Raw genomic sequence first — 16,737 nt, 5'->3', positions numbered from 1 at the left:
TCCCCCTTTGAAGGTTGTCCGCGAGAGCGAATAGGGGGATGTTCCTATCAATATACTACCAGTATATTAAGCGACACCATCTCCCCCTTTGAAGGGGGTAGGGAGGATGTTTCTACTATTATTTCCCCTTCTCTCTACCCTCTCCACCCCGTCCGCCCCGTCCGACTGGTCTGACTCGTCCTCTTCCCGTCACCACCTCCCCCTTTGAAGGGGGGTAGGGGGGATGTTTTCTTCGTCATTCGTCCCTCGTCATTATCTGCCTGTGCGGCTCGCACTTCCTTTTTCTTTCGCCTCGAAACCCTATTTTTAGCATTTTTAGCATTATTGTATTACAGTATGAATCAATTACTTATACACCCTTTGTATAACAATCGTCCAAGATTCGTATAAGCATCCTATAAGCTTTGTATAAGCTAAGCATACCCATTTTACCCTTTACCTTTTATCTTTTACCTAAAAATTCTCTTCCGAATTCCTCCGATGTCTTTCTCCTTCCTCATCTCTTTCCTAAGACCCTCAGAATTTTTGAAACTTTCCCCAACAAATCTGAAATGTCCGACTCGTCCCACTCGTCCTAACAATCTCCCCATCTGCTAATTTCCAGAGTTTCTCCAACAAGTCCGATTTGTCCAACTTGCCCGATCTGTCCTAACAACTCCAACCAATCTCCCCCTTATTGCCCGTGTGGCTCACACCTGCCCGTGTGGCTCACACCCACTAACCATTTAATCAACAGCCTTTTACTTTTTTTCTTTTACCTCTTACTTAAATAATTTTTCCGAATTATTTTTGCATTTCCACAAAAAGCATTACTTTTGCCGTTCGATTAATAACACCAATACAAATTCATACTTTTATAAACGATTTATAAACAATGGCAGTACTCGAAAAGATTAGAAGTAAAACCGTATTCCTTATCGCGATTATTGGGCTCGCCCTTTTCGCATTCATCATTTCCGATTTCATAGGTAAAGGGCGCTTTAGCAACCATACCCCTAACGAAGTAGGTAGCGTAAATGGCGAAGATGTGTCTGTCGATGCTTTTCGTCAGCAAGTCGAAAATGCTACCCGTCAAGCTAATGGGCAAGCTAGCAGCATCGAAGCCGCTAAATACGTGTGGGAGCAAAACGTACAACAAATCCTCCTCAATCAGCAAATCGAAAAACTCGGTCTCAGTATAGAAAAAGACCAGATTTTGGCTATTCTTGCTAAAACACCACTCGCTCAAAACCCTCAGTTTGTGAATGAGTATGGCGTGTTCGACGCTAATAAATTTACCAACTACTTGGCTACCCTCAAAAACACCAATCCCCAAGCTTATGCTCAGTGGAAAATGCAAGAGGACGCTCTTGTAGAAGATGCTAAACAGCGAATGTATTTCAGCCTTATTCGCGCAGGTCTCGGCGTTACCAATGCCGAAGCCGAAATCGAATACCACCAAGAAAAAGACCTCGCCGATATCAGCTATGTAGCCTTGCAATACAGCTCTATCGATGATAAAAGCATAAACGTAGCCGATAACGAGATTAGAGATTACATCAAAAAACACGAAAAACAATTCAAACAAGAGGCTTACCGCAATATACAATATATAGTAGTAACCGAAAAACCATCTCAAACCGATATCCAAGCCGAAAGAGAAAGTCTACTCAAGCTCTTGCAACCCGAAGTAGTGTTCAATAGCAAAACCAATAGTAACGACACCATTGCAGGCTTTGCTAAAACTAAAAATATCAAAGAATTTGTAGACCGTCATTCCGATGTGCCTTACGACAGTCTTTTTGTGAATAAAGACAACCTCCGCACATCTTACGCCGATACACTTTTCAACCTTCCGGTAGGCAAAGTGTTCGGACCTTATGAAGAAGACGGAAGCCTCAAACTCAGCCGTATGGTAGCTAAGCAAGCAGGTGGAGCAGTAAAGGCAAGCCATATCCTTATCGCCTACACCGGTAGTCAAGCAGCTACCCCTAATACCACCCGCACTAAGGAAGAAGCAAAAGCAAAAGCCGAAGAGCTTTTAGCTCAGGCTAAAGCAGTAGGCGCTGATTTTGCCCAACTCGCTCGTGAAAACTCTGAAGAACCAGGTGCTGCTTACAGTGCTGGTGATCTCGGCTTCTTCTCTAAAGGTGCAATGGTAAAACCTTTTGAAGACTTCGCTTTCAGCAATGCCGTAGGTAATATAGGCATAGTTGAAACCGATTTTGGCTTCCACGTAGTAAAAGTAACTGATAAAACCGAAGCAGTGAATATCGCTACTATTAGCCGTAAAGTAGAACCTTCTGACGCTACCGTAAACGAACTTTTTGCTAAGGTAACTAACTTCGAGATGAAAGCCACTCAAAACCCTAAAGAGTTTGCGAATATCGCTAAAAAAGCTGAGCTTTCAGTCCTCCGTGCCGATAATCTTCACAAAAACGACGACCAAATTATCGGGTTAGGCTCTAACCGCTCTATCGTACAATGGTTATTCCAAAAAGATACCAAAGTAGGTGATATCAAGAAATTCACCAGCAGTGGCAATTATATTGTAGCTCAATTGGTAAAACAAGGCGAAGAAGGCATCAGCTCAGTACAAGAAGCTGCTCCTATCGTAAAACCCATTCTCATTCGCGAGAAAAAAGCAGCTATCTTAAAACAGAAAGCCAAAGGCAATAGTCTCCAAGCCATCGCTTCGGCTAACAAAACCGAAGTGAAAAGTGCCACAGGTTTGATAATGAAAAACCCAACTATCATAGGCGAAGGTCGCGAACCTAAAGTAGTAGGAGCTGCCTTCGGACTCAAACAAGGGCAAATCTCTAAACCTATCGACGGTGAAAGTGCAGTGTATGTAATCCAACTTACCTCAGCTACCGTAGCTCCAGCTTTGGATAACTATAAAACTCAGGCGCAAACCGTTGAGCAAGTGCGCACTGAACGTGCCGCACAAGGTATTCTTAAGTCATTAGAGAACAGCGCCACTATCAAAGAAAACTTAAGCGCATTCTATTAATCAGGTAACAGGTAGCAAGTAACAAGCCACCTTACTGATAAAGATAAAACAAGGAGTTAAAGATTGATTTCTTTAACTCCTTGTTTTTTATGTCACACACTAATTTGCTAATTCCCTAATTATTTTTTACCTTTGCCCCACCAACCTTTTACCTTTTACTTTTTATCTTTTACCTAATAAAATGGATTTAAGCAACTACCGAAAAACTTACGACAAGCGCGCACTTTTAGAAAGCGATGCACCCGAAAACCCTATGCAACTCTTCCAAACGTGGTTTTACGAAGCCGATGAAAGCGATAGCGTAGACGAAGCTAACGCAATGTCGGTAAGTACAATAGGTCTCGACGGTTTCCCAAAAACCCGCGTAGTACTCCTCAAACAGTACACTTACGAAGGGTTTATCTTTTACACCAATTACCACAGCGAAAAAGGCAAAGCCATTCTCGCTAATCCACACCTGTGCCTCTCCTTTTTCTGGCCTTCCCTTGAGCGACAAATCATCATCAAAGGTATTGCCGAAAAAGTACCCGCTAATACCTCCGATGGTTATTTTGAATCACGCCCTGTCGGCAGTCAGTTAGGTGCTGTGGTATCGCCTCAAAGTGAAGTAATTCCTTCGAGAGAATACCTCGAAGAACACTTGCACCTATTAGAAAAACAATACGAAGGCAAAGAAGTCCCACGTCCTGAACATTGGGGAGGCTTCTTGATACGCCCCGTAAGCATAGAGTTTTGGCAGGGTCGTCCTAATCGCCTGCACGACCGCTTGCGCTACACCCTTACCGAAGACTACGATTGGAAATTAGAACGATTAGCACCCTGATATGATAGAAAAAGACTACCTTAAACGTCAAATCGACCGTTTCTTTGAAGAACTTACAGCGTTATTGAGTAAAAAACCTGCAAAGGAAGAACAACTCAAGCAGTTAAATTATCTAACTGAAAAATATACACCACATACTCTTACTTATTTTATCAATACTCCTACTGAAACAATACTTTCAGCGTATAAAGACAGTGAAGACACCCTAGAAATCATTTCAGAAATACTATTCCTTTCTTCTGATGATAAAACTACCCTTCAAAAAACTGCTGATATTATAGAATATCTTAATCATAACAGTAAAGAATATTCATTTAGACGGAATAATAATTTAGAGGAAATTAAACATAGGTTGTAATAAAACCTATCAAATGAGTAATTTGATAATTATTTCTTACCTTTACCGTTGAAATTAGCATCGTTAAATAATAAACCTTCTTATTCTATCTCACTAATAAATAACTAATTGCGTTTATAGTAAGGAAAGATGATAAAAAATATTTTCACTTTCCTGCACGTAAATAAAAATAAAAATATTACCTTTGTAGCTCAAAAAAACTTTTTGACAAATTCCAATGACAACAGAAGTAAAAAAAGAAGGTAAATTTTCATACATAGAAAAAGGAGAAGGCACTCCTATCATTATCCTACACGGCTTGATGGGGGGGCTTAGTAACTTTGAAGACGTAATTTCTTTTTTTTCCAATAAATACAAAGTGGTAGTTCCCGAACTGCCTCTGTTCACTATGCCTTTGCTCACTACTTCGGTGAAAACTTTGGCCAAATATATACAGAAATTCATCAAACACAAGAAATTTGAAAAAGTGATACTGCTGGGCAACTCTCTCGGCGGTCACGTGGGCTTGCTCTATGCCAAAATGCACCCTAAAAACGTGTTAGGACTCGTACTTACCGGAAGTTCTGGCTTGTACGAAAGTGCAATGAGTGATGGCTACCCTCGCCGTGGGGATTATGACTTTATCAAAAAGAAATGCGAAGAGGTGTTCTACGACCCTGCTGTAGCTACCAAAGAGATTGTAGATGAGGTGTTTGCTAACATTTCCGACCGCTCGAAACTGATTAAAACTCTCGCACTTGCCAAAAGTGCTATCCGCAATAATATGGCGAAGGATTTGCCTAAAATGCACACTCCTACTTGCCTCATCTGGGGTAAAAACGACAATGTAACTCCTCCTAAAGTAGCCGAGGAATTTCACGAACTATTGCCTAATTCTGAACTCCATTGGATTGACAAATGTGGCCACGCCCCTATGATGGAACACCCTCAAGAGTTCAACGAAATTTTAAACAATTGGCTTGAAAATAGGTAACAGATGATCAAAAAAGCTGAATTTGTGATGAGCAACTCTCAGGTGAGCAAGTGCCCTAAGGACAACCTCCCTGAGTACGCGTTTATAGGGCGTTCCAATGTAGGGAAATCGTCGCTCATCAATATGCTTACCAATCACAAAGGTTTGGCCAAAACTTCTGGCCGTCCTGGAAAAACCCAACTCATCAATCACTTCAAAATCGACAATAGCTGGTTCTTAGTCGACCTGCCTGGCTATGGCTATGCACGGGTGTCCAAAACTACTAAAAAGGTATTCCAACAGTTTATTACCAAATACTTTGAAGAACGCCAGCAGTTGGTTTGTGCGTTTGTGCTGGTAGATGTACGCCACGAACCTCAAAAGATAGATGTAGAGTTTATGCAATGGTTAGGCGAACACGGCATTCCCTTTGCTATTGTCTTCACCAAAGCCGACAAGCTCAAACCGTTGGCTATTGAGCGCAATATAGAAACTTACAAGCAAGTACTCCTCGAAACTTGGGAAGAATTCCCGCCTTACTTCATCACTTCCGCCGAAGACAAAACCGGCAAAGACGAACTCATTAATTATATTGAAGAAATTAATAAATCAATTGACAATTGATAATTATCAATTGTCAATTGTTAAAATACTTCTTTTATCACTTTTACGATATTATCCGATTTTCCCATTGAATAGTAGTGCAACACAGGCGCACCGGCGTCTTTCAGCTCTTTGCTTTGCTGTATCGCCCATTCTATGCCCACTTGTTTTACCTCGGCGTTGTTCTTGCAGGCTTCTACAGCTTTGATGAGCTCCTCAGGAAAGTCGATTTTAAAGGCTTGTGAAAGCAAATTTAAATGTTTTTTAATGGCAATAGGTTTAATCCCTGGGATAATAGGCACGGTGATGCCCATTTCGCGGGCACGCTCCACGAATTCAAAGTATTTTTGATTGTCGAAGAACATTTGAGTTACCACATAATCGGCGCCGGCATCTACTTTTTCTTTCAGGCGTGCGAGATCGGAGGTGAGGGAGGGTGCTTCGATGTGTTTTTCAGGGTAAGCAGCTACGCCAATGCAGAAATCCGCTTTTTGGTCGGCTTCACTCACTTCGTTCAGGTAAATCCCTTTGTTGAGATTGGCTATTTGGGTAACCAACTCCGAGGCGTAGGTATGTCCGCCCGCAGTAGGCTGAAAGTAACGTTGTTCCTTCATCGCATCGCCACGCAACGCCATTACATTGTCAATGCCTAAATAAAAACAATCCACCAACAGGTATTCAGTTTCTTCTTTTGAAAAACCTCCACACAGCACGTGAGGCACGGTATCTACCCCGTATTTGTGTTGGATAGCCGCACAAATGCCCACCGTACCAGGGCGCATACGGGTGATTTTCTTCTCCAAAAGTCCGTTGGGGTGTTCTATATAAAAGTATTCCTCACGTGAGGTGGTTACATCAATAAAAGGAGGATTGAACTCTAATAGCGGTTCAATATTCTGGTACAGCGACTCGATGCTGTTTCCTTTTTTAGGAGGCACTACTTCAAATGAAAAGAGTGTTTTCCCCTTAGCTTTTTCTATATGTTCTGTGATCTTCATATCGTCCTTTAAATTCTTCTTTAGCTATAAGTGTATATTGTTTTATAAAATCTGTTTTGTGAGCGGTGTAAGCATCGCGGTCGTGCTCGAAAGGCTTCCAAAGAGACAGTTTAAGCGTTTCATAAGTTTTGGCTACCTGAGAATGTGTTTGTAATTCGTCTCGAAAATACAGTTCGTCATTATCGCCTTCATAACGCAAGTGCAAGTGAAATACACGTTCTGCAAAGCCATTAACGGTATAACCTTTATTAAAAGAAATCCTATCATTTGTTTCATTCATACATAGATAACCTGATTGTAGTATGAGCTCTTTCAACTTCTGAAATGAACTACCTTTTTTTACTTCTAACAACATATCTACAATGGGCTTAGCTTGTATGTTTTCTACTGCCGTACTACCTATATGACTCAGTCGCACTACTTCATCAGAGGGAAGTTGATTTAAAAGAAAACAGCTTTCCTCTTCATACCATTCTTTCCACAAAGGATTGTGTTCCGTAAGAACGATAGGAAACAGTTGCCACAATTCCTGCAGTGACATTTTTAATAAAGGATTTTCTTCTTGACTCATAGTTCTAAAACCTAAGGCCTAACACCTAAGACCTGCTTTTTTCTGCTAATCTCAAAATATCTCCAAACACCCCGCGTGCGGTAACCGAAGCTCCTGCCCCTGCTCCTTGTATTACGATGGGGTTATCGCCATAGGATTCGGTATAAATTTCAAACACGGCATCAGCGCCTTTTACTTGTCCCAACGCACTGTTGCGAGGTACCGATACGAGCGACACGTCCAATTGCACGGTTTCGGTAGAGGCCAAATCACCGTGGAGGTCGCCTACGTAACGCAGTACGTGGTCAGGAGCTTGGGCTGCTTTGATTTGCTGGTAAGGGGCATTGAAATCGTCTAAGTGCTTGAGGAAATCATCTACCGAGCCCTCGCGTAGGTGCTCAGGAATGAGGTTTTGTATCTTCACATCGCTGAACTCATTACCTAAATCCAATTCGCGGGCTAAAACGAGCAGCTTGCGCCCTACATCGTTGCCACAGAGGTCTTCGCGTGGGTCGGGTTCGGTATAACCGCTGGCGATAGCGTGCTGTAATACTTCACTAAAAGGCTTGTCTTCCGCTGAAAAAGTGTTAAACAAGTAGCTGAGTGTTCCTGAAAATATCCCTTTGATGCGGGTGATGTTCTCGCCCGAATGGTGCAGGAGTCGGATAGTGTCAATCAGTGGCAAACCGGCACCTACATTGGTTTCATAGAGGTAGTTTTTTTGGTGTTGTTTAAGGGTTTTGCGCAACTCTTGGTAGAAACTGTAGGAGATGGTATTGGCAATTTTATTGGCTGAAACCAAGTCGTAACCACTCTTTATCAGCGGAATGTAGTTCACTACAAAATCTTTGCTGGCGGTTACGTCCACCGCGATAAGGTTTTCTAAATGATTTTTATCTACAAAAGTTTGCAGGGTGTCCAAAGTATAAGGTACCGCTTCTTTATCGAATGTTTCGCGCCAATTATTACCAATTCCTTTCGCATTGGTGAGCAATTGCTGAGAGTTGGCAATCGCTACGATACGCAAACTGATATTCTTGCGTTGCAGGATATTGTCGTGCGCTTCCAAAATCTGGTCGATGAGGGTAGCTCCTACGGTACCTTTGCCAAAAATCACCAAATTGATACGGCGCGATACCCCAAAGATTTCGCCGTGAATCACGTTCAATGCCTTGTGGAGCTTTTCGGTTTTGAGCACCAAACTCACATTGCGACCCGTAACCGCATTGTTCAGCAATAAAGGTACTATCTGGTTGCGGATAAGTGCATTGTAAGGGTGGTGAAAGGTAGCCAGCGGTTGCCCTACAATAGAAATAACGGCCACATCGTCTACTATTGATACATCGCTCACGTCATTGGTATAGAAATCGTGTGAGAACTCTTCGTCCAACGCAATTTTGGCTTGCTGTGCATCTTTAGAGGCGACTACGAGACCTACCCCGCGCTCCGAAGAACCTTGTGAGATGATACTCACGCTGATATCCTTCTGTGCCAAGGCTCTAAAAATACGCGCATCTACGCCCACCTTACCCAAGAGTCCGCGACCTTCCATCACGATAAGCGCATTATCTTTAATTACTGAAATTGACTTGATGCCCTCTTCTACATTTTCGTTGTGAATGAGCGTGCCTTCGTCTTCGCTGTTGAAAGTGTTTTTGATGCGTAAAGGAATCCCTTTTTCAATGAGTGGGATAATAGTCTTCGCGTGCAGGATAGAAGCCCCAAAATTAGCCAACTCATTGGCTTCTTCGTACGAAAGCTGACGAATGATTTTGGCTTCAGGTACTAATTCAGGATTGGCGGTGAAAATACCATCGACGTGGGTGTAGTTTTGCAGTTCATTAGCGTCTAAGTAGTTGGCTAAAAGAGCTGCTGAATAGTTGCTGCCGTTGCGCCCTAAAGTGGTAGTATCGCCTTTTTCGGTGGAAGCGATAAAGCCCGTAACCACAGCCACACAATTAGTTGGAATGTTCGCAAAGCGTTCTTTGGTGAGTTTTTCGGACACTGAGTTGATGATTTGCGCATTGCCTACTACCGCATCGGTTTTAAAGATTTCGCGGCTGTCTACAAAAGTGCTGTTCAAGCCCTTGCATTGTAACAAAGCGGTAATCAGCTTAGCCGACATTAGTTCGCCTTGAGCCAAAACTAAATCTTTCGTCTTCGCACTGTAATCTTTGAGCAGCGACACCCCTTCCAAGAGTTTTTCGAGCAACTGAAATTCAGGTTCAAAGTTCACGCTTGAGTCGTACCGTTGTTCGTCTTTCAAGCGCTGCAAATCGGCGCTATAGTCCTCGCCTTTACTCGCTTTTTCAAGCAAGGCTTCTAAGTCATCTGTAGTATTACCACGTGCTGAGACTACTACTGCTATAGGTTCATTTTGAGCAAGGTCAGCAATAATGCTGAGTACTTTTTCGATGCCATCATTGGCAACTGATTTTCCACCAAATTTTAATATCTTCATTATATAACAATTGACAATTAACAATTAATAATTAACAAATGTAGGTCAAACGTATGAATTTTAGTTTCAACTTAGTTTAATATAACCTCCCCCTAATTCACTTACTCGGCAATTGCCGACAACCCTCAAAGAGGGGGAATTGTAGTGACGCAAAAACGACAATGCGACTTTTCACTATTCACTATTCACTACTTAAAAATTTTCTTCAAAAACTGTTCTAACTGTTTGTGTTCTATCAAAAAAGCGTCGTGCCCGTGCACGGAATGGATTTCGTAATAGTCTACGGGCTTGCCCATTTCACGGAGTTCAGCTACTGTGTCGCGGTTTTCTTGAGGGACGAAATACAAATCAGAATCAGTAGTCACTAAGGTAATATGCGCTGTGATGGGGGCTACCGCTTCGGCAAAACTGCCTTTGTCCTTTGAGATGTCGATGGTTTTTACGAGTTGGTTCATCAGCTTGTAGGCAGCGAGCGTAAAGCGCTTGTTGAGTTTTTCGCCGTGGTGCAGTAGCCAGCTCTCTACATTGTACAACTGCAAAGGGATGTTGGTCGTGCGCTCAAACTTCAGTTTTAGCGATTGTGGTGTGCGGTAACACAACATTGCGTGCAAACGTGCATCGTGCAGGGGGTGAGTAGAGTTCTTGAGTATCTGCTCTTGCAACAGACAGTTGCCTATAATCCAGTCGGTGGCTTTCCAGTCGGCAGCTACAATCACGAGTTCTTTGAATAAAGTGGGGGCGAGAGTAGCCATTTCCCACGCAATACCACCACCTAACGAGCAGCCTACGAGGGCAAACACTTCTGTTAGTCCTAAGTGCTGAGTGAGCCCATCGTTGAAAATGCGCGCTACATCTACTGCCGACCAGTGCTGGTAGTTGGTAATCAAATCCTCTTCACTTGCCCCAAAGCCATTGCCAGGAATGTTGAACGCCACTACGGTGTATTGAAGTGTATCGATGAGTTTACCTTCACCTATGGCTTCTTGCCACCAACCGCTCTCACCTGTTACTTGAGAATTGCCTGTAAAAGCGTGATTTACCACCACTACGGGAGCCGTGCCCAAGGTGCGACCAAACACTTGGTAATACACCCTAAGAGCAGGGATGCGCACCCCGCAAGAGGTGACGAAATCAGTGAGCTGGTAATGCAGGATATCGGACATAAAGGCGTGAAAAAATACTTTTTATAGATAATATTTAAACCATATTCAGAATTATTTTCTTTTTTCAGATATTATAACAGGAAAATAATTCTGTTTAAAAAATATTATTATTTTTATATTGATTTTGAATGGGGCAAAAGTAAGAATAATTTTCTATGTAAGCAAATAGTTTTAATTACATTTTTTTCAATTATTTAGAAAGAGATTCTTTTTTACTGACATTCAACAGACTAACTGTTTATATAAGAAGAGGCAGGAGCTATCGGAAGAAAAAGAAGTTTTTCACAAGAGGTTTGAGAGGGGTTTTGAAGATAAAAGGCTATTAGGAGGGTATGCTTAGCTTATACAAAGCTTATACGAACCTTATACGAATCTTGGACGATTGTTATACAAAGGGTATATAAGAAATTGATTCATAACATAATACAATAATGCCAATAATACTAAAAATAGGGTTTCGAGGCGAAAGAAAGAGAAGAGGCAATAGGCATTAGGCAATAGGCAATAGGAGAAAAGGGACGAATGACGAGGGACGAATGACGAGGGAAATCTCCCCCTAGCCCCCTCGTAGAGGGGGAATTGTAGTGACGGAAAAGTGAGAGATCCCCTCCCCTATTCACTTACTTCGCTCTTGCGGACGACCTCCAAAGGAGGAATTGTAGCAGTGCGAGCCGCACGGGCGTATGATGAGAAGATGAAGAATTGACGAACGAATGACGAGGAAACCTCCCCCTAACCCCCTCGCAGAGGGGGGACTGTAGTGACGGAAAAGTGAGAGAAACATTCCCCTATTCACTTACTCCGCTCTCGCGGACAACCTCTAAAGGGGGAATGTAGTGACGAAAGGGCGAGAGTTACATTATAATTGACAAATTTGTTAATTTACTAATTATTTGTACCTTTGCCCAAAATATAGAAGAAAAGAGATGAATAAACTAAATACGATACTGTTGCTTTTCGCTCTTCACTTTTCGCTCTTTACTTACTCTCAAGAGGACAGCGACGACGGAATGATTAACACTTCAGGAACGGCTACGGCTACCAATACAATGGCAGACCTGCATTATCTTGAAGACCAATTCTATTTTGGGCTTACTTACGACTATCTGGCTGGCAAGGCAAATAGTGTGGTGCAGCACAATCTTTCAAGGGGTATTCACGTGGGATTCGTGCGTGATTTGCCTGTAAACAAAGCGCGCAACGTGGGCTTTGGGGTTGGTATTGGGTATGCCTACGATTTGGTTTACAACAATATGGTGGCTAACAAAAGTACTTCTAGCATTACCTATGAGATTGTGGAACATTTTAATGACTTGAACATCACTCGTAACTTCTTCGAGACACATTCGGTAGAAATACCTGTAGAGTTCCGCTTTCGTACCTCTACCCCCTACAGTCATAAGTTTTGGAGGGTGTATACAGGTGCGCGCTTTGCTTATATTTTCAGTGGACGAAGCCTATATACTGCTAATGGCGTTTCAACAGCTTTTCAGAACTCAGATATCGCTCATACCTTTCAGGTGAAACCTTTTATTGCTTTTGGGTATAACGCGCTGAACTTCTACGTGCAGTACAACGTTACGCCCTTGCTGAAAGATGCTAAAACTACCGACGGCACCAGTCTCAAATCGAATGTATTACAATTAGGATTACTTTTTTATATTTTATGACAGACGATCCACTTACACGCTGGCGACTCATCTTGGGGCAGGATGCTAATGCTTTGGGCGAGGTGCCTCTGAACGAACAACAATCACTGATGGATGCTACCCTTGCGGCGCTTTACGACGATACCGACGGCAACGGCAACGGCGGAGGCAAGCGCTCGGCGGGCTTAGGCAGTTCGTCGCCTAATTTAGCGAAGTGGCTTACCGATGTGCGCTCGTTCTTCCCTCCTGATGTGGTGAGCGTGATTCAAACCGATGCTATTGAGCGTAAAGGGCTCACCAAACTACTATTTGAACCCGAAACTCTCAAGAACGTAAAACCCGATATCTCAATGGTGGGTACGCTAATGGCGCTCAAAGGACAGATTCCAGCTAAGAGTAAGGACACGGCACGCGAATTGATAAGAGAGGTAGTGAACGAGATTATGAAGCGTATGGAGCAAGACCTGCGCCGTGCGGTTACTGGGGCACTGAACAAAAAAGCGCATACGCCCATTGCTAACTTCTCATCGACCGACTGGAAGCGCACGATCCAGCGCAACCTCAAGAACTACGATACCGCTACCAAGCGACTTATTCCCGAAAAGTTCTATTTTTTTGAACGCACTCAGCGCCAAAAGAACTGGACAGTAATTCTCGACATCGACCAAAGTGGCTCGATGTGCGATTCGATTATCTATTCGTCTGTAATGGGATCTATCTTTGCGAGTATGCCAGCCCTTGACACGCATGTGGTAGTGTTCGACACCGAAGTAACCGACCTTACCGAAGCTTGCCGTGAAGACCCTGTGGATATGCTTTTTGGGATACAATTAGGTGGCGGAACGGATATTAACAAATCGGTGGCGTATTGCCAAACGCTCATTGAGAATCCGCGTAAAACGATGTTTATTCTTATTTCCGACCTTTACGAAGGAGGGGTACGCTCAGGACTCTTGCGTCGCCTCAACGAGATGCACCAAGATGGCGTAAAGGTATTGGTGCTCTTAGCTTTATCCGACAGCGGTCGTCCTGATTACGATGAGAAACTTGGCAAAGAGATTAGCAAACTCGGCATTGTCTGCTTTGCCTGTACTCCTGACCGCCTGCCTGAATTGGTAGAAAATGCTCTCAAAGGCAATGACCTAAAGAAATTTGGCACGAGTCGTGCAGACAAGGAAATATGAGACAATTAGCTAATTTGCCAATGAGTAGCGTTACATACTTTGCCAAAGTTTCAAACTTTGGCTAAGTTGAATACAACTTTTAACTATTCACTTTTAACTATTCACTTTATGAAAAAACATTCAAAAGTTTGGAACGAAACCAAAACACACGACTCTTGGTCAATTTTTAAAATAATGGGAGAATTTGTACACGGCTATGAGCAAATGAGCTCTATAGGACCTTGTGTGTGCATTTTTGGTTCGGCACGTATCAAACCAGAAACTCCTTACTACGAACTTACCGTGCGCATCGCCCAAAAGATAGTAGATGAGGGCTTTGGTATCATCACCGGCGGTGGTCCTGGTATTATGGAAGCCGGCAACAAAGGCGCACACCTCAACAAAGGAGTATCGGCGGGACTGAATATTGACTTGCCTTTTGAGCAGACGAATAACGCCTATATTGACCACGATAAGGATATCAAGTTCAACTACTTTTTTGCGCGCAAGGTGATGTTTGTAAAGTATTCTAAGGCATTTGTAGCAATGCCAGGTGGTTTTGGCACCCTTGATGAACTCTTTGAGACCCTGACTTTAGTACAAACTTACAAAATAGACAAAATTCCTATTATTTTAGTCGGCACAGATTATTGGGGAGGATTAGTAGACTGGATAAAGAAGATACTATTAGAAAAATTCAACAATATCAGCCCTGAAGATTTGGATTTGTTTCACTTAGTAGATACCGAAGATGAAGTGATTAGAGTTATTGAAGATTTCTACAACAACAAACAACAGTTAAAACCGAATTTTTAGAAAATATTCGCTATATTTGCACTTTAATTATAAACACTCACTATGAAGAAGTATATCTATTTATTACTTTTTAGCCTTTACCTGTTACCTGCGACAGCACAGCAAGGTGGAATGTGGATTCCTTCCCTTTTGGAGGGGATGAACGCCAAGGAAATGAAGTCGTTAGGAATGAAAATGACGGTAAGCGACATCTACAGTGTGAACAAGTCAAGCCTCAAAGATGCTGTACCCCACTTTAACGGAGGTTGTACTTCCGAAATGATTTCGGATAAAGGACTTTTACTCACCAATCACCACTGTGGTTACGGACAAATACAAGCGCATTCTTCAGTACAAAACGACTATCTCACCGGTGGTTTTTGGGCTAAAAACCTCTCAGAAGAACTCCCCAACAAGAATTTAGAAGTTACCTTCATCATTCGCATTGAAGATGTTACTAAAAAAGTACTCGCCGATACTCAAAATCTCGCCAATGAGAACGTACGCGCCGCACAAATAGAGCGCAATATCGCATCTTTGGTAAAAAATTCGCCTAAAGAAGCGTGGCAAGAGAACCGTGTGCGCGCTTTTTACGAAGGCAATCAATATATTCTATTTGTAGTTGAAACTTTTAAAGATGTGCGTTTGGTAGGTGCTCCCCCTTCTGCGATTGGCAAATTCGGTTCAGACACCGATAACTGGGTGTGGCCACGCCATACGGGCGATTTTTCGCTCTTCCGCGTTTACGCCGACAAGAACAATCGCCCTGCTGAATACTCCAAAGACAACGTGCCTTACAAGCCTAAACACTTCTTCCCTATCTCGCTCAAAGGCGTGAAAGCAGGCGATTTTACTATGGTTTTCGGCTATCCAGGTCGCACCGAAGAGTATTTGCCAGCCGTAGCTGTAGAGCAAATTGTGAACGTGCTCAACCCCGCCAAAATAGGCATTCGCGATGTGGTGCTCAAAGCCCAAGACGGATTTATGCGCTCTAACAACGAAATAAAAATCAAATACGCTTCCAAATACGCCAGTGTGGCCAACTATTGGAAAAAATGGATAGGCGAAACCCAAGGTTTGAAAAAATCAGGTGCGGTTGCGATCAAACGCGCTCAAGAACAAAAATTCCAAAAAGCGATTGAAAAAGCCGGTAGAACCGCTGAATACGGCCAGATTCTCCCTCAATTTGCCGAAAAATACGCCAAAATTCAAGATTACGCCCTCGCTGCCGACCTATATTCGGAATTTGTACTTCGCAATATCGACCTATTGGCTAACGGCTATAAAGTGCTCCAACTGCAAAACGCTTTGCACGAAAAAGGCACACAATCATTTGCCGACCGCAAGAAAAACCTTTTAAACAACTTTGAAAACGTGTTTAAAAACTACGATTTGAACGTGGATAAAGCCGCTTTTGAACAAGCGATAGCCTTCTACGCCAAAGCAATGCCTAAAAACTTATTAGCACCTAATCTCCAACAATTTGACGCGCACACTTTGGCTGAAAAACTTTATAAAGAATCGTTTTTAGCTTCTAAAACTGAAATGGACAAGGTGCTCAACCTCCCCGATGACGCTTTTGAAAAACGCCTTAAAAACGATGTAGGCGTACAGTTTGTACAGCAAATCGTCTATCATTTTTACGATGCGGTAGTGCCTACTTACCGCCAGTTAGACGATGAGATCACCGCTTTGCAACGCACTTATATGAAAGCCATTTTAGAGTTTTCAAAACCAGTCGACCGCATTTTCCCTAATGCCAATAGCACCTTGCGCGTAACCTACGGAAAAGTAGCGGGTTACTCGCCATCGGATGCGGTAACTTACGACTATATGACCTATTTAGACGGCGTGATGGAAAAATACGTGCCTAACGACTACGAGTTTGACGTCCCTGCCAAACTGAGAGAGCTTTACGAGAAAAAAGACTACGGCATTTACGGCAAGAACGGCAAGATGCCCGTGTGCTTTATCGCCACCAACCACACCACAGGAGGCAACTCAGGCAGTCCGGCGATAGATGCCCAAGGCAACCTCATAGGTCTCAATTTTGACCGTGTGTGGGAAGGCACAATGAGCGACATTCACTACGATCCTAAAATATGTCGCAACATAATGGTAGATATCCGCTATGTGCTCTTTATCATTGATAAATACGCCGGAGCGGGGTATTTGATTAATGAAATGAAACTGATCAAATGACGAGTTACGAATGACGAATTTGTTACCT

General features: G+C 42.9%; 13 protein-coding genes. 9 read left to right on the top strand and 4 right to left on the bottom strand.

Annotation, left to right across the window (positions count from 1 at the left end; genetic code table 11):
- The first annotated feature begins 874 nt into the window (after window positions 1-874).
- The 5 genes from RCZ04_RS10830 to yihA all read left to right on the top strand — a co-directional run bounded on the left by RCZ04_RS10830 (window position 875) and on the right by yihA (window position 5,749).
- The gene (locus RCZ04_RS10830) at window positions 875-2,992 is read left to right on the top strand and encodes a peptidylprolyl isomerase (protein ID WP_460486055.1); all 2,118 of its coding nucleotides are present in this window, start codon (window positions 875-877) and stop codon (window positions 2,990-2,992) included.
- Window positions 2,993-3,173: 181 nt separating this feature from the next.
- Window positions 3,174-3,815 (top strand): pyridoxine/pyridoxamine 5'-phosphate oxidase, encoded by a 642-nt coding sequence (gene pdxH, locus RCZ04_RS10825; protein WP_460486054.1) that lies wholly within the window; start codon window positions 3,174-3,176, stop codon window positions 3,813-3,815.
- Window position 3,816: 1 nt separating this feature from the next.
- A complete protein-coding gene (locus RCZ04_RS10820) occupies window positions 3,817-4,173 on the top strand; it encodes a hypothetical protein (RefSeq protein WP_460486053.1) in 357 nt (118 codons plus the stop codon).
- A gap of 217 nt (window positions 4,174-4,390) precedes the next feature.
- Window positions 4,391-5,146 carry an alpha/beta fold hydrolase gene (locus RCZ04_RS10815; RefSeq protein ID WP_460486052.1) on the top strand — a complete coding sequence of 252 codons (756 nt, stop codon included), beginning with the start codon at window positions 4,391-4,393 and terminating at the stop codon, window positions 5,144-5,146.
- Between the two features lie 3 nt (window positions 5,147-5,149).
- A complete protein-coding gene (yihA, locus tag RCZ04_RS10810; protein ID WP_460486051.1) occupies window positions 5,150-5,749 on the top strand; it encodes a GTP-binding protein in 600 nt (199 codons plus the stop codon).
- Window positions 5,750-5,769: 20 nt separating this feature from the next.
- On the opposite strand, the gene metF is transcribed toward yihA, so the two are convergent.
- The 4 genes from metF to RCZ04_RS10790 all read right to left on the bottom strand — a co-directional run bounded on the left by metF (window position 5,770) and on the right by RCZ04_RS10790 (window position 10,900).
- The gene (metF, locus tag RCZ04_RS10805; protein ID WP_460486050.1) at window positions 5,770-6,726 is read right to left on the bottom strand and encodes a methylenetetrahydrofolate reductase; all 957 of its coding nucleotides are present in this window, start codon (window positions 6,724-6,726) and stop codon (window positions 5,770-5,772) included.
- On the bottom strand, window positions 6,695-7,297 hold the full coding sequence (locus tag RCZ04_RS10800; RefSeq protein ID WP_460486049.1) for a GrpB family protein: 603 nt from the start codon (window positions 7,295-7,297) through the stop codon (window positions 6,695-6,697). Before RCZ04_RS10800 ends, metF begins: the two co-directional genes overlap by 32 nt.
- A 25-nt stretch (window positions 7,298-7,322) precedes the next feature.
- Window positions 7,323-9,737: a homoserine dehydrogenase family protein gene (gene thrA, locus RCZ04_RS10795; RefSeq protein ID WP_460486048.1), complete on the bottom strand. Its 2,415-nt coding sequence runs from the start codon at window positions 9,735-9,737 to the stop codon at window positions 7,323-7,325.
- A gap of 188 nt (window positions 9,738-9,925) precedes the next feature.
- The gene (locus tag RCZ04_RS10790) at window positions 9,926-10,900 is read right to left on the bottom strand and encodes a homoserine O-acetyltransferase family protein (protein WP_460486047.1); all 975 of its coding nucleotides are present in this window, start codon (window positions 10,898-10,900) and stop codon (window positions 9,926-9,928) included.
- Between the two features lie 926 nt (window positions 10,901-11,826).
- On the opposite strand from RCZ04_RS10790, the gene RCZ04_RS10785 reads away from it, so the two are divergent.
- From RCZ04_RS10785 to RCZ04_RS10770, 4 genes are all read left to right on the top strand, one after another.
- Window positions 11,827-12,570: a porin family protein gene (locus RCZ04_RS10785; RefSeq protein ID WP_460486046.1), complete on the top strand. Its 744-nt coding sequence runs from the start codon at window positions 11,827-11,829 to the stop codon at window positions 12,568-12,570.
- Window positions 12,567-13,733, top strand: coding sequence for a vWA domain-containing protein (locus tag RCZ04_RS10780; protein WP_460486045.1), 1,167 nt, complete (start codon window positions 12,567-12,569; stop codon window positions 13,731-13,733). Before RCZ04_RS10785 ends, RCZ04_RS10780 begins: the two co-directional genes overlap by 4 nt.
- Window positions 13,734-13,841: 108 nt before the next feature.
- Window positions 13,842-14,528: an LOG family protein gene (locus RCZ04_RS10775; RefSeq protein WP_460486044.1), complete on the top strand. Its 687-nt coding sequence runs from the start codon at window positions 13,842-13,844 to the stop codon at window positions 14,526-14,528.
- Window positions 14,529-14,570: 42 nt separating this feature from the next.
- Entirely contained in the window at window positions 14,571-16,709 is a 2,139-nt protein-coding gene (locus tag RCZ04_RS10770) for a S46 family peptidase (RefSeq protein WP_460486043.1), read from the top strand.
- Window positions 16,710-16,737: the final 28 nt, after the last annotated feature.

This window comes from Capnocytophaga sp. HP1101 (genome assembly GCF_054772415.1).
The sequence above is the reverse complement of the archived record's forward strand: the minus strand, read 5'-3'. Positions and strand labels throughout refer to the sequence as shown.

Coding starts and splice junctions, on each gene's coding strand:
- pdxH (WP_460486054.1), top strand. CDS start 3,174: ATGGATTTAAGCAACTACCGAAAAACTTACGACAAGCGCGCACTTTTA.
- RCZ04_RS10820 (WP_460486053.1), top strand. CDS start 3,817: ATGATAGAAAAAGACTACCTTAAACGTCAAATCGACCGTTTCTTTGAA.
- RCZ04_RS10800 (WP_460486049.1), bottom strand. CDS start 7,297: ATGAGTCAAGAAGAAAATCCTTTATTAAAAATGTCACTGCAGGAATTG.
- yihA (WP_460486051.1), top strand. CDS start 5,150: ATGATCAAAAAAGCTGAATTTGTGATGAGCAACTCTCAGGTGAGCAAG.
- RCZ04_RS10830 (WP_460486055.1), top strand. CDS start 875: ATGGCAGTACTCGAAAAGATTAGAAGTAAAACCGTATTCCTTATCGCG.
- RCZ04_RS10785 (WP_460486046.1), top strand. CDS start 11,827: ATGAATAAACTAAATACGATACTGTTGCTTTTCGCTCTTCACTTTTCG.
- RCZ04_RS10775 (WP_460486044.1), top strand. CDS start 13,842: ATGAAAAAACATTCAAAAGTTTGGAACGAAACCAAAACACACGACTCT.
- RCZ04_RS10770 (WP_460486043.1), top strand. CDS start 14,571: ATGAAGAAGTATATCTATTTATTACTTTTTAGCCTTTACCTGTTACCT.
- RCZ04_RS10790 (WP_460486047.1), bottom strand. CDS start 10,900: ATGTCCGATATCCTGCATTACCAGCTCACTGATTTCGTCACCTCTTGC.
- thrA (WP_460486048.1), bottom strand. CDS start 9,737: ATGAAGATATTAAAATTTGGTGGAAAATCAGTTGCCAATGATGGCATC.
- RCZ04_RS10780 (WP_460486045.1), top strand. CDS start 12,567: ATGACAGACGATCCACTTACACGCTGGCGACTCATCTTGGGGCAGGAT.
- RCZ04_RS10815 (WP_460486052.1), top strand. CDS start 4,391: ATGACAACAGAAGTAAAAAAAGAAGGTAAATTTTCATACATAGAAAAA.
- metF (WP_460486050.1), bottom strand. CDS start 6,726: ATGAAGATCACAGAACATATAGAAAAAGCTAAGGGGAAAACACTCTTT.